Genomic DNA, 14,053 nt, shown 5'->3' on the forward strand with positions numbered 1-14,053 from the left:
ATGTCGCCTTTGCATCGGCACGCTTCGTGCCGATGCGTCTGTTTGCCGGAGTGTGCCTGTGAAACTCTTGCTGCTGGATGCCGGGCATTGCCTGAGCCTCGGCCTGGCCCGAGTGGCCAACACCCGTACGGATCTCGAGCTTCAAGTGCTTGATGCCGTGCGTATCGACGCCAGTGATATTCGCTCGCATCGCGCGGATGTGGTGATCGTGCCTCCCTTCGTCAGTCCTGCGGACTCGGCACCGGCAGACGTCACGGCGCATGCCGAGCATGTGGAAGCCGTGCTGGCGGCCTGTGTCGAGACAGACACGCCGCTGGTGTGGTGCGTGGCGGACCAGATGTTCGAGCAGGGCGGGGAAGGCTTGCTCGATGAGGAAGAGGTGCCGTCCCCCATCGATACGGCATTGCGTCGGGTCATCGCCACGGGCGACCGCATCCGCGCCGAATTGCCGAGCCATCTGATCGTGCGTCTCGGGCCGTTGTTCGGCCCTGACGGCCGTGATGCTTGGCTGCCGACGCTGATCGAGTCGTTGCTCGCGGGTCAGGAAGTCCGCGCTGCGGAAGACGTCATCCTGTGCCCGACCAGTGTCGACGCCGTGGCCATGGCGCTGGTCGGCATGCTGCAACAGCAACGTTGCGGTGCGGGTTCCTGGGGCGCCTATCATCTGGCGGGTACCGAGCCTGTCAGCAGTTACGCCTTCATCAGCGTGGTGCGGACTCAGCTGATCACTCGGCTCGAGGGGATCGGGGAGGAGGTATCACCCGGCCCGATCAAGGCGTTGACGCTCAACTCGGGAACTCCGCTGCGCCGAGTGCTCAACTGTCGACGAGTGCTGGAGACCTTCGGGGTGCATCAGAAACCCTGGCGGCTGGAGCTGTCCCGCCTGCTGGACGATTGGGTGGCACAGCGCACCCCGGTGACCTCACCTCAAGAGGATGTCTGACGTGCGGAGATCTTTACTGTGAATGCACTGCGTAGTGTGTTGTTTTACTTCGGTTATTTCATGGCGTTGCTGCTCAGTGCCCTGGTGCTGGTACCCGTGGCAGCCTGCTTGCCGCTCAAGGCACGTTATCGCGTTCTGCATAGTTACAACCACCTTGTGCTCTGGTGGTTCCGTCTTACCTGTGGCGTCAGGGTAGAGGTCAGCGGACGTGAGCAGCTGCCTGAAGGGGCATGCGTTCTGCTCTCCAACCACCAGAGTGAGTGGGAAACCATCTATCTGCAGGTGGTCAAGCGGCCGCTATGCACCGTGCTCAAGCAGGAGTTGCTCAAGATTCCCGTCTTCGGTTGGGGTCTCAAGCTGCTTGAGCCGATTCCGCTGGACCGCAAGCAGCCCGCCAAGGCGCTCAAGCAGGTGTTGAGCGTGGGAACGCAGCGGCTCAAGGATGGCTTCACGGTGCTGATCTTCCCGGAAGGGACACGCCTGGCTCCGGGGACGCGCAAGAAGTTCAACAAGTCAGGTGCCGCGATTGCCTGTCGTGCTGGAGTGCCGGTCGTCCCAGTGGCCCACAATGCAGGCGAGATCTGGCCCAATGACAGCTGGATCAAGCGTTCTGGCACCCTGCATGTCGTCTTCGGGCCTGCGATCGAGACCAACGGCCGCAAGCCGGATGCGGTGATCGCGGATGTCGAGGGGTGGGTGGAAGACACCTTGCAGCGGATATCCCGCACTCCACGTCCGCCACTCGAGGAAAAGGCACCGGCAGACAGCGTGGGCGTCTGAGCGCTCCGATTGGAGGAAGTCGGGCGGTGAAGTGATGTGAAAGCCAGCCGATAGCTCGGCATCAGCAAAAAGGCCGCCCCATGGGGCGGCCTTTTCGTGTCATGCATCACCGGTCAGAGATCCATGATCTCAGTCCTGGAAGCGCTCCAGGATCAGACAGGCGTTGGTGCCACCGAAGCCGAAGCTGTTGGAGAGCACACGCTCGATCTTCACGCCATCACGGCGAGTGGTGACGATATCGAGGCCGTCGGCGCGTTCATCCAGTTCGCTGACGTTGGCGGAGGCGGCAATGAAGTCGTTCTCCATCATCAGCAGCGAGTAGATGGCTTCCTGCACGCCAGTGGCGCCCAGAGAGTGGCCGGTCAGCGACTTGGTGGAGCTCATCGCCGGGCTGTCCGCACCGAAGACTTCCTGGATGGCCTTGAGTTCGGCGACATCACCCACTGGCGTCGAGGTGCCGTGAGTGTTGATGTAGTCGATCTTGCCATTCACGGTTGCCATCGCCTGACGCATGCAGCGTGCGGCGCCTTCACCGGACGGTGCCACCATGTCGTGGCCGTCTGACGTTGCGCCGTAGCCTGTCACTTCGGCGTAGATCTTGGCGCCACGTGCCTTGGCGTGCTCCAGCTCTTCCAGTACCAGCATGCCGCCACCGCCAGCGATGACGAAGCCGTCACGGGTGGTGTCGTACGGACGAGACGCGGTTTCCGGCGAGTCGTTGTAACTGGTGGAGAGCGCGCCCATGGCATCGAACAGGCAGGACAGTGTCCAGTGTTCTTCTTCACCGCCGCCAGCGAAGACCACGTCCTGCTTGTTCAGCTGGATCTGCTCGACAGCGCTGCCGATGCAGTGAGCCGATGTCGCACAGGCCGAGGAGATCGAGTAGTTGATGCCCTTGATCTTGAACGGCGTGGCCAGACACGCGGAGACGGTGGAGCCCATGGTGCGGGTGACGCGGTACGGTCCGACGCGGCGCAGGCCCTTGGCGCGCATGATGTCAGCGGCCTCGACCTGGTTGGCGGAAGATGCGCCACCGGAACCGGCGATCAGGCCGGTACGCTCGTTGGAGACCTGCTCCGGGCTCAGGCCGGAATCAGCGATCGCCTGCTCCATGGAGATGTAGGCATACGCCGCGGCATCTCCCATGAAGCGCAGTTGCTTGCGATCGATATGGTCTTCGAGGTTGATGTCGACTACGCCCGCGACCTGGCTGCGGAAGCCAAGCTCGGCGTATTCCTCTTTGCGGCGGATACCGGAACGTCCCTCTTGGAGGGATTCCAGGACCTGCTGGCGATCATTGCCCAGGCAGGAAACAATGCCCAGCCCGGTGACTACCACTCTACGCATGGGAGCCTCCCGTTCAGAAGTTCGCAGTGGAGGTGAACAGACCGACGCGCAGGTCGTTGGCCTGATAGATGTCGCGGCCATCAACGGTGACTGTGCCATCGGCGATGCCGAGGATCAGCTTGCGAGTGATGACCCGCTTGATGTTGATGGTGTAGGTCACCTTCTTGGCGGTCGGCAGGACCTGACCGGAGAATTTCACTTCTCCGCAGCCCAGCGCACGACCGCGGCCCGGGTTGCCAAGCCAGCCGAGGTGGAACCCGACCAGTTGCCACATGGCATCGAGGCCCAGGCAGCCCGGCATGACCGGATCGCCCGGGAAGTGGCAGTCGAAGAACCACAGGTCCGGAGTGATATCGAGCTCAGCGATCAACTGCCCCTTGCCGTGGCTACCGCCTTCCTCACTGATGTGAGTGATGCGATCCAGCATCAGCATGTTGGGAGCAGGCAGTTGCGCATTGCCCGGGCCGAAGAGTTCGCCCTGGCCGCAGGCCAGCAGCTCGTCGCGAGTAAAGGAGTGTTGCTTGGTCACTGAGTCATTCCGAGTAGCGGGATGGTTATGCCGTACGGGGCGTAACAACGCCCGAATGGGGCTAGTCTAATGGCTGGCCCCACTGAATGCACGTGGGGGGCAGACTAAAGGGCACCATGGGGCGGTGCAAATATCTGCTTCAGCTTTTGGCGTGCCAGTCGATAAGACGATGGGTGTCAGCGGGCTGGCATGACATTTCCGTGGAGAATGGGCAGCATTGGTGCGCGGGCCAGCCTGGCTGTGAAGTGGCCATTTGCATGATGAAACCGTGTAGTGGATATCGTCATCTCGACCGAGGGTCCGGTATGTGGCCGAATGCTTCCTTCAATCGCCCCCTCATCTGGGGGGGAGTCATTGCTCTGTGCCTGATGCCGTGGCTGCCAGGCCTCGAACTGCGACTGTGCGCGCTGATACCGGTCATCCTGGCAGGCGCGGACATCCTGCGGTTGATGCGCCGACTGCATCTGCGGCGCGAGTTGCTGGAGGCGGCCGTGCACCTCAGCAGCGATGGACTCCTGATCAGTGATAGTCAGAACAAGGTATTGGCGGTGAATGCCGCCTTCAGTCGGATCACCGGCTACGCGCCGGAGGAGATCATCGGGCGCAACCCTTCCCTGCTGTCCTCGGGCCGCCATGACGAGGACTTCTATCGCCGCTATTGGCAGGCCCTGGCGGTGCATGGCTATTGGGAGGGCGAGGTCTGGAACCGGCGCAAGCAGGGCGATGAGTACCCTGAGTGGCTGAGGGCGCGACGCATGGAGCGCGCGGGAGAGGTGTTCCACATCGCGCTGTTCTCGGATATCTCGCGCCATAAGGCGCGGGAGGAAGACCTGCAGCGCATCGGGCTGGAGGACACTCTGACCGGCCTGCCCAATCGACGTCGTCTGAGTGACCTGATGGTGAGTCGTCTGGGCAGCTTGCGGGCCGGGGAAGCCCTGGACCTGGCGCTGATCGACATCGACGCCCTCAAGAGCATCAACGACTCGCTGGGCACCGAGGGGGGAGACCGTCTGCTCAAGCTGTTCGCGCGGCGCCTCACGGAGCTGGCACGCGGCGGTGTCGCAGGACGCATCGGCGGTGACGAGTTCGTGATTCTGCGAACCACGGCGGGGGGAGACCATGGTGAGTGGATCGAAGAGCTGCGCTCGACGCTGACCCAGCCACTGGAAGTGGACGATCAGATTCTCCACCTGGCGCTCTCGATCGGCAGCTGTCGTGCACCGGAGGACGGGCGTGATCCCGAAGTGGTGATGCAGCGCCTGGAAAGCGCGCTCTACGCCGCCAAGCGCCACGGTCGCAATATCGACATGCGCTTCCAGCCGGCGCTGGACTCCGGTGCCGATCTCCAGCTGGGATTGGCCAACGATCTACGGGCAGCGCTCGAGAGCCATGGCCAGTTGCAGCTGCACTACCAGTGTCAGCATCAGGCCAGTACCGGCAAGGTGAGCAGTGTCGAGGCGCTGCTGCGCTGGCAGCATCCATTGCGTGGGCCGGTGTCGCCTGCTGACTTCGTCCCGCTGGCCGAGCGCCATGGCCTGATGCTGCGACTGGGCAACTGGGTGCTGCGCGAGGCCGTGCAGCAGCAGGCGAACTGGCGACGTGCGGGGCACCGCCTGTGCATCTGGGTGAATGTCTCGGCACTGCAGCTGATACAGGGCAATTTCGAGGCCTCGCTGGCCGCGCTGCTGCTGGAGTATGACGTGCCGGCGGACAGCATCGGCCTGGAGTTGACCGAGTCGGTGTTGCTGGATGAGCGCGCCGGTGACATCTCGCGCCGGCTGGCGACCCTGCGCAGCAGAGGCCACCAGATCGCGGTGGATGATTTCGGGACCGGTTATTCGTCGCTGTCCTATCTGAAGGATCTGCCAGTGGACAAGCTCAAGCTGGATCGGGCCTTCATTCGCAGCTTGCCGGGGGAGCGCTCCGATGCGGCCATCACCATGGCGGTATTGGCGATGGCCAAGGGGCTGGGCATGGAGATGATCGCGGAGGGTGTCGAGACGGCAGAGCAGCGTGAATACCTGGTATCGCACGGTTGTGGCTGGATTCAGGGCTTCTACTTCTCCCGTCCCGCGCCGGCGGCGGATGTCATCGAGCGTCTCAATGGCTATGAATCCGGCCAGTTGTCCATGGCCATGGCCTGAAGCCGCCTCGATGCACGGACATCATGTGCCTGGCTGGGCCAGCTTCCAGCGCGAGATGGCCAGGCATAGCCCGCCCCAGATGAGGGCCTGTGCCGGCAACAGCCAATCGGCGAGCGTGACGTCAGCGAGCTGAGCGCCGCCGTAATAGGACAGGGGCGCGCTTGTCGCCCCGCCGATGGCGGCGAGCCATGGGCGCTGCCATAGCCAGTGCAATGCATGATGTACGGTACTGGCGAACAGCGGCCACAGGCACCACATCCACACGGGCAGCGGCAGCCAGTGTGTCCAGTCCGGCGCGGTGGCTGGCAGCGAGTAGCCACCGGCCAGGGTCAGGCCGCCGTCCACCACCATGCCCAGTGCCAGAAAGCCCCCCAGCCATCGCAGCTCTCGTGCGCGCCGGGCCTGTGGGACGACCCAGCCCAGATGCGCGGCCAGAATGAGCGGGGTGACCAGCAGTGCGACCCAGGCGCCCCCCAGCACGCAACTGAACCAGCCAAGCTGAAACAGCCCGGCATTCAGCAGTGGGGTGATGCGTGGGGAGCGCACGTTCAGGCGTTCCAGTCCTTGAGTCCCACCTGCACCGGGCGGGCGCCAGGACCTCCCAGCAGCAGCTGACAGGTGCCGATGGTGCGCTCCCGGAAGCCCCCTTCACAGTAGGCCAGGTAGTAGCGCCACATTCGCACGAAGCGTTCGTCATACCCCTGTGCATAGACATCGTCGAGGCGTGCCTCGAAACGCTGCCCCCACGCCTTGAGCGTGGCCGCGTAATGCAGGCCGATATCCTCGAGTGTCAGCAGGTTCAGCTGGGTATCACGTTGCATGGCACCCAGTATGGCGCCATGTGAGGGCAGGAAGCCGCCCGGGAAGATGTAGCGCTTGATGAAATCCATCTCGCGGCTGGCGGCCGCGAAACGCTGATCACGGATCGTGATGGCCTGCAGGGCGATCAGGCCTTCGGGCTTGAGGAGTCGCTCGAGAGTCTTCAGGTAGGTCGGCAGATACTGATGCCCGACCGCCTCGATCATCTCCACCGAGACGATACGGTCGAAGCGGCCTTCGAGGGCACGATAATCCTGCTTGAGCAGCGTGATGCGATCTTCCAGTCCTTCCTCGGCGATGCGTGCCGCCGTATAGGCATGCTGCTCATCGGAGATGGTGGTGGTGGTCACGTGACAGCCGCGCGTTCGGGCAGCATGGATGGCAAGGCCGCCCCAGCCGGTACCGATCTCCAGCAGATGATGCTGTGGTCCCAGCTCCAGCAGGTCGAACAGTCGCTCCAGCTTGTGCGTCGAGGCTTCCTCGAGGTCTGCCTGGGGATGCGGAAAGACCGCCGCGGAGTACATGCGGTGCTCGCGATCGAGGAACAGCGCGAAGAGGTCGTTGCCAAGATCGTAGTGCGCCGAGATATTGCGCTTCGAGCCCGCCAGGGTATTGCGCGCCAGCGCGTAGGCGACACTCAGTGCCCACTTGGAAAGGCGCGAGGTCCCGCTGTCCACCGAGTCATTGACCTGTTCTAGATTGAAGGCGAACAGACGCACCAGCCCCACCAGATCATCCGTCTCCCACTGACCGTCCATGTAGGCTTCCGCCGCCGCGACGGTGCCCCCCAGTGCCATGCGCCGCCAGGCGCGCGAATCGTGGATGCGCAGCGTGATGTCACGTGGCCCCCCTTGCCCCAGCACATGGCGCTCACGACCTTCCAGCACGGTCAGGCTGCCGCCCTCGAGTCTGTCGAGCATGCGCAGCAGCCGAGGGCGCAGCAGGCGGGTCAGGCGGTCATCGTAACGGGGGATTGCCACCGGACTGGGGGGAACGGGTTCAAACTGGCTCATGGTGATGTCCTCATGACGGATGCCGAGTCTCTGGCTGAGGGCGCGGATGATCGAAGATCGGCACGCGCTTGAGCGCCAGACGCAGCGCCTCGTAATGGATGCCTGCCACGGTCTTGAGCGTCATCCACGGGAAGCGCAGCAGCAGGCGGGTCATGGCGCGTGGAGTCGCGGGTTCCAGATGCAGGCTCAGGCTGGCATCGAAGAGTGATTCCCCGGGCTTGCGTGTCACTTCCTCGCCCAGTGGATGATTTTCCATGTGCAACAGGAGCTCATCGTTGCTGGGGTCATTGAAGCGCCAGTGATAGCGCATGCCCATCGGCATGAAGGGCGAGACATGCAGGCGCTTGTCGAAATGCGCCGAATGCATGCGCCGTCGCGAATCGGTGCGCGAGGCATACAGCACACGCTCGCCCCAGGGAATGTTGGTCACTTCACCGAGCACGGCGCCCAGCTGGCCCGTCGCGTGGTAGAGGTAATAGAGTCGGATCGGGTTGAAGCCCACCCCGAAATGCCGCAGCTGGGTCAGCAGGAAGATGCGGCCTTGCGGCAGGGGCGCATGATCGCCCGCCATGGCGAGCTCGCGTCGACAAGCCTCATGGACACGCTCGATCAATGGGCCATCCGTCAGACCGTGCAGGGCTGCCGGGAGATGGTCGCGCTCGCGAAAGGCCAGCGGTGCCGCCCGGCTGGCGCTTGCCAGACGCCGGCCTGCCATCAGGTCCGGCAGCTCATCCAGCGCCAGCCACACCATCGCGACGCGATAGCGAAAGGCATGCTGGCGCGGCGCATGGCGACGATGGCGCAGCGTGCCGTAGCCGATACGGCTGGCAGGCGCCTTCAATCGTCTGCCTCGCGGGCACCCAGTGCCTCGGCGACGCGCAATGCACTCCACACGCCATCTTCATGGAAGCCGTTGCGCCACCAGGCACCACAGAAATGGGTGCGTCCCAACGGGCCACCGGGCCGCGGCGAGACACCGGAGATCTCCATGAAGCGCTGCTTGGCGGCCTCGGCCTCAAGCGTGAAGCGCGGGTGATCATAGGCGTAACGGCCCAGTACGAGGGCGGGGTCGATGGCATCGCTGTCGTTGAGCGTGATGCAGAAGGTCTCTCGAGGCGGATAGTCGCGCTCATCGAGGCGCTGCAGGATGTTCATGTCGTAGGTGACGCTGGCTCGCTGGGCGTCATCCCGGCCATCGAGACGGTAGTTCCAGCTCGCCCAGGCCTCACGACGCCTGGGCAGCAGGGAGGTGTCGGTGTGCATCACCACGTCATTGCGCTGGGTCGTAATCGCCGAGAGCACGTCCTGCTCACGGGCGCTGGCGTCTTTCAGCAGAGCCAGTGCCTGAGGCGCATGACAGGCCAGCACCACCTGATCGAAGCGTTCGCAGCGCCCATCGACGTGCTCCAGTGTCACGCCGTCGACATCGCGCCGTATCTGGCGGATCTCGCTGTTGAGGTGAATGCGCTCGGCATAGCCCTCGGTCAGCGGGGCGATGTAGCTGCGTGACCCACCGATCAGCGTGAACCACTGGGGACGATCGTTGATCGACAGCAGGCCGTGATGGCGGAAGAAGCGCACGAAGAACTGCAGCGGGAAGCGCTCGATGTCCGCGATGCTGGCGGACCAGATCGCCGCGCCCATCGGCAGCAGATAATGCTCACGAAACACCTGCGAGTAGCCGTTGGCGTCGAGATAGCTGCCCAGGGTCGCGCCCTCGGCGAGTCTGCCGCTGTCCAGGTCCGCCGCGGCCTGCTGATTGAAGCGCAGGATGTCACGCAGCAGTCGATAGAAGCGCGGGCGCAACAGGTTGCGTTTCTGGGCGAACAACGACATCAGCGTATGGCCGTTGTACTCGAAGTCCTCGGCGGTGGTGTGTACCGAGAAGCTCATCTCGGTGGGCTGATAGGCGACATCGAGACGTTCCAGCAGGCGCTGGAAGTGGGGGTAGGTGCGGTCGTTGAAGACGATGAATCCGGTATCGATGGCCCATTCGCTGCCATCGGCGGTCTGCACGTCCATGGTCGCAGTGTGGCCGCCGAGACGCTCGGCCGACTCGAAGACATGCACCTCGTGGTGACGACTGAGGTAGTAGGCCGCTGCCATGCCGCTGATGCCGCTGCCGATGACGGCGATCCGCTGGCGGGGAAGAGGAGCTGTTGCCTGTGACGTCGTTGTATTCATGCCACTCCAGAGAAGGAAGACCTGCGATCAAGAAACATGCTGTTCGTGGCAGGCATTCGCATGCCTGATGTCGGTCAATCTCGCGTCATGCGCAGTCCGATCTGGCGGCGCAATGTCGGCGGTAGAATGCCCAGCAGCTTCACCAGCAGCGTGAAGCGCCTGGGGAAGTGGATATCGAGCCGGTGACGCGCCAGCCCTGACACGATCGCCTCGACGGCCTGATCGACCGTGACCTGCATCGGCATCGGGAAGTCATTGCGCTCGGTCAGCGGTGTCTTGACGAAGCCCGGATGAATCACGCTGACATCTATCCCCTGGGCATCCAGGTCCAGCCGCAGCGACTCGAGGAAGTAGCTCACTGCAGCCTTGGAAGCTCCGTAGGCTTCGGCGCGTGGCAGCGGCAGGTAGGCCGAGGCACTCGACACCGCCGCCAGCTGTGGCCGCTCTCCCCCCTGCGCGGCAGCCGTGCGAAGCAGGGGCAGCGCGCTCTCGATCACATCCACGGCTGCCTGGAAATTGGTGGCGAAGACTCGGTGAACCAGATCGGCCTCGAAATCACGTGCATCCAGATATTCGCAGGTACCTGCGTTGAGGAGCATCAGGTCGAGTCCACCGAAGTCTTCCTCGATCTGTCGTGCAGCCGTGCGGATGGCATCACGGTCGGTGAGATCCAGCGTGATCACCAGTGCATCACCGGGGCCTTGTTCGGCGTCGGCCGCGATGGCCTTCAGCTTGTCGGTGGAGCGTGCGCTCAGCACGACACGATGCCCATCGGCCAGCAGGCGACGCGCCAGCCCTTCACCGATCCCGGAGCTGGCACCGGTCAACCAGATGCGCTTGCGTGTCGTGGCTGGGGGCCTGGCTTGACTGGGCATTCTCTCTCCTTGGCGTGTTCGCCTGTCGCGATGAGCGCACCGCTTGACTGTCGGTGGGGGGATGTCATCTGCGTGCCTGGGGGCACATCAGTCCATGCGTCGCTTGAGCAGTCTGATCACCTTGCCCAGCAACGGCACCTGCTCGTAGAGCAGCTCGCCGGCATCGAAGAAGTCACGGTGCCGACATACCTTGCCGTGTCGGAATTCGAGGCGTGAGGCACCTTCCACCACGATATCGCTGCCGCCGTTCAGGCGCGGATGGCGATAGGTCATCGTCCAGCTCAACCATGCCAGTCCCTGCTCCGCGCTCTCCCACGTGTCCGGTGCCTCATGCGACGTGGCGGCCGGCTCTGGCCGAGTCGGGCCCAGCGGATGATGAAACACGAAATCAATCGATGAGACATTCGTGTACAACCCTGAGAAATACTGGTTGAGTGCTTCGAGGCCCTGAACTTCGTGCAGAGGATCGCGAAAAACGACATCGTCACTATAGACTGATTTCAGCAGCTCTGTAGAGGTTTTGTCCAGCTTTTCGTAAAGGCGACAGACCCGAACCAGCGCCGGGCTCATCTCGGGGGGCAGCGATTGCATGGCTGTGCTCCTGACGTCGAGGCAATGAAAAAGCGGCCCGCTGGAGATCAGCAGGCCGCCTGGCAGGGTCATTCGCTTCTGGTGAGCGCCTTGAAGGCATCGAGGGCTCGCTGGCGGGCGGCCTTGTGGTCGACGATCGGGCGCGGGTAGCCACAGGCATGGCAGTCGTCAGCCGTGGGCTGTTGACGACGCTTGGCGGGAAGTTCGGCCAGTTCAGGCACGAAGCTTGCGATGAAGTCGCCGTCCTTGTCGAAGCGTTGCCCCTGGGTGGTGGGGTTGAAGATGCGGAAATAGGGCGCGGCATCGGTGCCGGTCGAGGCGGCCCACTGCCAGCCGCCATTGTTGGCCCCCAATTCACCATCCACCAGGTGTGCCAGGAAGTAGGCCTCACCACGGCGCCAGTCGATCAACAGGTGCTTGGTGAGGAACATCGCCGTCACCATGCGCAGGCGATTGTGCATCCAGCCGGTCTCGACCAGCTGACGCATGGCGGCATCGACGATGGGGTAGCCGGTACGGCCTTCGCACCAGGCGGCGAAGCCTGCGTCATCATCGCGCCATTGCAGGGCTTCGGTATGGCGCTGGAAGGGACGGTGGCGATTGACGCGCGGGAAGCCGATCAGGATGTGCTGGTAGAACTCGCGCCAGATCAGCTCGTTGACCCAGGTGGTCAGGCCGACATCACCGTCGGCGAGACTGCCGTTTTCCGCCAATACCGCCGCGTAGCACTGTCGAGCCGAGATCATGCCGAGCGCCAGATAGGGGGACAGTTCGCTGGTGCCGCGCGTGGCGGGCAGGTCGCGCTGCTCGTGGTAGCGGCGCGCCCGGAAGGTCATGAAGCGCTCCAGGCGCTCCTGGGCGGCATCCTCGCCGGCAGGCCATCGCTCCGCCTCCAGCGGCTCGCTCGGCCCATGTTCCACGTCGACGCTTAGCGTGTCGGGAAGCGCGGGAATGGCGTCTCCCGAAATCTCGCGTCCCTCGGCGTCTCGGGGCGCATCCTGCACCGCGGGAGCCTCATTGAGCGCCAGACGCCGCGCGTCGATCTCCTTGTGCCAGCGCTTGGAGAAGGGCGTGAAGACGCCGTAGTAATCGCCCTTGCCGGTCAGCAGTTCGCCGGGCGTGAAGGCGAGCATGTCAGTGTAGCGATGCAGGCGGATGTCGCTGTCGGCCAGGCGCGCGCGGACGAGTCTGTCGCGTTCGCGCTCATTGACGGCGTACTCGTCATTGAAGTGCAGCGCCTGGACGCCAAGTTGCGTGCACAGCGTGGCCAGCGCTTCGGGTACTTCCGCGAAGGTGTCGCAGTCGAGGACCTTGAGCGGGATGTGATGGCCGGCGAGTGCCTGCTGCAGGACGTGCAGACCGCGACGCAGGAAGTCGAGCTTGTTGGCACCATGACCATGGGTCATCCACTGGGCGTAGCAGGGGATGACCACCGCCACCACCGGGCCGCGTGCGGCCGCTTGCGAGAGGGCGGTATTGTCATGCACGCGCAGGTCGCTTCGCAGCCACACGAGCTGCAGAGGCTGTCGGCTCGCATCGGAGTCAGCCCCGGATTCGGTGTCCGTACCGGGAGACCGTGAGGCGGTGGAAGTGCGGGATGTGGGAGAAGGGGCAGGCATGAAAGCTCCTTTGCGGTCGAAAATGTGCATCGCGCAGGAGCTTCGGGAGGATCAACGAGCCAGCAAGGACCTCAGGCGGACCACCGCTTGAACGGGGTCGGCCCCGAGACCTTCCAGGGGCCCGTCCACCAGCTCCTGCTGGCGAATCTGGGCGGCCGGGCCAGCGATGGCCAACGGCACGGAGAGTTGTTCTGCCACCCGCGGCAACTGGCGGCGCATGACATCGCTGCGCTCGGCCTGAGTGCCGACCAGGATCACGGCCTGCGCCTGGAATCGCTCAGCGGCCAGTGGCAGCTCGGCCAGGGGCAGCGGGCCATCCAGCAGGCTGACGTGATAACCGGCATCGCTGGCGACCAGCGCCAGCAGCAGCAGCCAGCTCAACCCCGGTTCATCCGGCAGGCGCGTCAGAGTGATGTGCGGGGCATGGCGCTCCTGATTCGCGAACATCAGGCGGGCGCCGATACGTGAGCGCAGGAAGCTCTCGAGGAAACATTGTGCCAATCGGGCCCCGAAGGTCGTGGTGCCACGCTCCTCCAGCTGCTCGACCACCGGCTTCCACAGGCGTTCGACCACACTGTTGACCGGATACAGCGCCAGACTCTGGTTGTAGAGCTCCGCCAGCCGAGACTCATCCTGGGCGTCGATGGCGGCCATGATCAGTTGCTGCTGGCCGCCCCAGCTGCCTTCATCCGGCATCGGCGCCGTCTCTGGCTGGGGCTGATCCAGCAGCTCCCGCACCTGACTGACGGGCACGCCCCTGTTGAGCCACTGCAGGATGTGCTCGATGCGCTCGATGTCCTCGCGGGCATACAGGCGATGTCCCTTGGGCGTTCGGCGCGGTTCGATCAACCCGTAGCGGCGCTCCCAGGCTCTCAACGTGACCGAATTGACGCCGGTCAGGCGTGAGACTTCACGGATCGGAAACAGGGGCGAGCTGGCAGTTTCCGTGGCCTTGTCAGTCATGGATGGTGTTACCTCTGCGGTGACGAGGCATCCCGGATGAAGCACGAAGAGGAACGAAGCACAGAAGTGGGAACTGAAGCATTCGAAGCGCTGCGGGATGCCGGCAATGCATCTTGTGCATTAGCTGTACATGTGGGGCTCAGGATGGCGCAGCCGCCTCGGCCTGACAAGTGGCATCACGCGTCAATTCACGTCGCATATTCGACGCGCAGGCCTGAAGGTGGCATCGCAGAGCCTTTCCGGTTC

At 63.8% G+C, this 14,053-nt stretch carries 13 protein-coding genes; 3 read left to right on the forward strand and 10 right to left on the reverse strand.

Going from position 1 to position 14,053, the window contains the following annotated elements; all coding sequences use genetic code 11:
* Positions 1–58: 58 nt before the first annotated feature.
* Entirely contained in the window at positions 59–943 is an 885-nt protein-coding gene (locus tag OW493_RS15135; protein WP_077373366.1) for a sugar nucleotide-binding protein, read from the forward strand.
* A gap of 60 nt (positions 944–1,003) precedes the next feature.
* Entirely contained in the window at positions 1,004–1,723 is a 720-nt protein-coding gene (locus tag OW493_RS15140) for a lysophospholipid acyltransferase family protein (protein WP_289864810.1), read from the forward strand.
* Between the two features lie 129 nt (positions 1,724–1,852).
* Here the strand turns inward: OW493_RS15140 and fabB are convergent, their stop codons facing one another.
* Entirely contained in the window at positions 1,853–3,070 is a 1,218-nt protein-coding gene (fabB, locus tag OW493_RS15145) for a beta-ketoacyl-ACP synthase I (RefSeq protein WP_077373369.1), read from the reverse strand.
* Between the two features lie 13 nt (positions 3,071–3,083).
* Positions 3,084–3,599, reverse strand: coding sequence for a 3-hydroxyacyl-[acyl-carrier-protein] dehydratase FabA (gene fabA / locus OW493_RS15150; RefSeq protein ID WP_077373372.1), 516 nt, complete (start codon positions 3,597–3,599; stop codon positions 3,084–3,086).
* Positions 3,600–3,904: 305 nt separating this feature from the next.
* Between fabA and OW493_RS15155 the strand changes: the two genes are divergently transcribed.
* The gene (locus OW493_RS15155) at positions 3,905–5,743 is read left to right on the forward strand and encodes a GGDEF domain-containing phosphodiesterase (protein ID WP_084207748.1); all 1,839 of its coding nucleotides are present in this window, start codon (positions 3,905–3,907) and stop codon (positions 5,741–5,743) included.
* A 21-nt stretch (positions 5,744–5,764) separates the two neighbouring features.
* On the opposite strand, the gene OW493_RS15160 is transcribed toward OW493_RS15155, so the two are convergent.
* The 8 genes from OW493_RS15160 to OW493_RS15195 form a co-directional block, all read right to left on the reverse strand.
* The gene (locus OW493_RS15160; RefSeq protein ID WP_084207749.1) at positions 5,765–6,289 is read right to left on the reverse strand and encodes a DUF2878 domain-containing protein; all 525 of its coding nucleotides are present in this window, start codon (positions 6,287–6,289) and stop codon (positions 5,765–5,767) included.
* Between the two features lie 2 nt (positions 6,290–6,291).
* Entirely contained in the window at positions 6,292–7,575 is a 1,284-nt protein-coding gene (locus OW493_RS15165; RefSeq protein ID WP_289864811.1) for a cyclopropane-fatty-acyl-phospholipid synthase family protein, read from the reverse strand.
* A gap of 10 nt (positions 7,576–7,585) precedes the next feature.
* Complete coding sequence (locus OW493_RS15170; RefSeq protein WP_289864812.1) at positions 7,586–8,416, reverse strand: DUF1365 domain-containing protein; 831 nt, start codon at positions 8,414–8,416, stop codon at positions 7,586–7,588.
* Complete coding sequence (locus OW493_RS15175) at positions 8,413–9,759, reverse strand: FAD-dependent oxidoreductase (protein WP_289864813.1); 1,347 nt, start codon at positions 9,757–9,759, stop codon at positions 8,413–8,415. The genes OW493_RS15170 and OW493_RS15175 overlap by 4 nt, the downstream gene beginning before the upstream one ends.
* Positions 9,760–9,833: 74 nt before the next feature.
* Positions 9,834–10,634: an SDR family NAD(P)-dependent oxidoreductase gene (locus tag OW493_RS15180; RefSeq protein ID WP_084207751.1), complete on the reverse strand. Its 801-nt coding sequence runs from the start codon at positions 10,632–10,634 to the stop codon at positions 9,834–9,836.
* 87 nt (positions 10,635–10,721) lie between these two features.
* Entirely contained in the window at positions 10,722–11,297 is a 576-nt protein-coding gene (locus OW493_RS15185) for a nuclear transport factor 2 family protein (protein WP_289864814.1), read from the reverse strand.
* Positions 11,294–12,844: a deoxyribodipyrimidine photo-lyase gene (gene phrB, locus OW493_RS15190; RefSeq protein ID WP_289864815.1), complete on the reverse strand. Its 1,551-nt coding sequence runs from the start codon at positions 12,842–12,844 to the stop codon at positions 11,294–11,296. The genes OW493_RS15185 and phrB overlap by 4 nt, the downstream gene beginning before the upstream one ends.
* 51 nt (positions 12,845–12,895) lie before the next feature.
* Positions 12,896–13,807 carry a MerR family transcriptional regulator gene (locus OW493_RS15195; protein WP_077373395.1) on the reverse strand — a complete coding sequence of 304 codons (912 nt, stop codon included), beginning with the start codon at positions 13,805–13,807 and terminating at the stop codon, positions 12,896–12,898.
* Positions 13,808–14,053 lie beyond the last annotated feature (246 nt).

The organism is Cobetia sp. 14N.309.X.WAT.E.A4, assembly GCF_030397495.1.
Lineage (GTDB): Bacteria > Pseudomonadota > Gammaproteobacteria > Pseudomonadales > Halomonadaceae > Cobetia > Cobetia marina.

Excerpts from the sequence above, each read along its gene's own strand:
- OW493_RS15140 (WP_289864810.1), top strand. The coding sequence starts at position 1,004 with ATGGCGTTGCTGCTCAGTGCCCTGGTGCTGGTACCCGTGGCAGCCTGC.
- fabB (WP_077373369.1), bottom strand. The coding sequence starts at position 3,070 with ATGCGTAGAGTGGTAGTCACCGGGCTGGGCATTGTTTCCTGCCTGGGC.
- OW493_RS15155 (WP_084207748.1), top strand. The coding sequence starts at position 3,905 with ATGTGGCCGAATGCTTCCTTCAATCGCCCCCTCATCTGGGGGGGAGTC.
- OW493_RS15165 (WP_289864811.1), bottom strand. The coding sequence starts at position 7,575 with ATGAGCCAGTTTGAACCCGTTCCCCCCAGTCCGGTGGCAATCCCCCGT.
- OW493_RS15175 (WP_289864813.1), bottom strand. The coding sequence starts at position 9,759 with ATGAATACAACGACGTCACAGGCAACAGCTCCTCTTCCCCGCCAGCGG.
- OW493_RS15180 (WP_084207751.1), bottom strand. The coding sequence starts at position 10,634 with ATGCCCAGTCAAGCCAGGCCCCCAGCCACGACACGCAAGCGCATCTGG.
- OW493_RS15185 (WP_289864814.1), bottom strand. The coding sequence starts at position 11,297 with ATGACCCTGCCAGGCGGCCTGCTGATCTCCAGCGGGCCGCTTTTTCAT.
- phrB (WP_289864815.1), bottom strand. The coding sequence starts at position 12,844 with ATGCCTGCCCCTTCTCCCACATCCCGCACTTCCACCGCCTCACGGTCT.
- OW493_RS15195 (WP_077373395.1), bottom strand. The coding sequence starts at position 13,807 with ATGACTGACAAGGCCACGGAAACTGCCAGCTCGCCCCTGTTTCCGATC.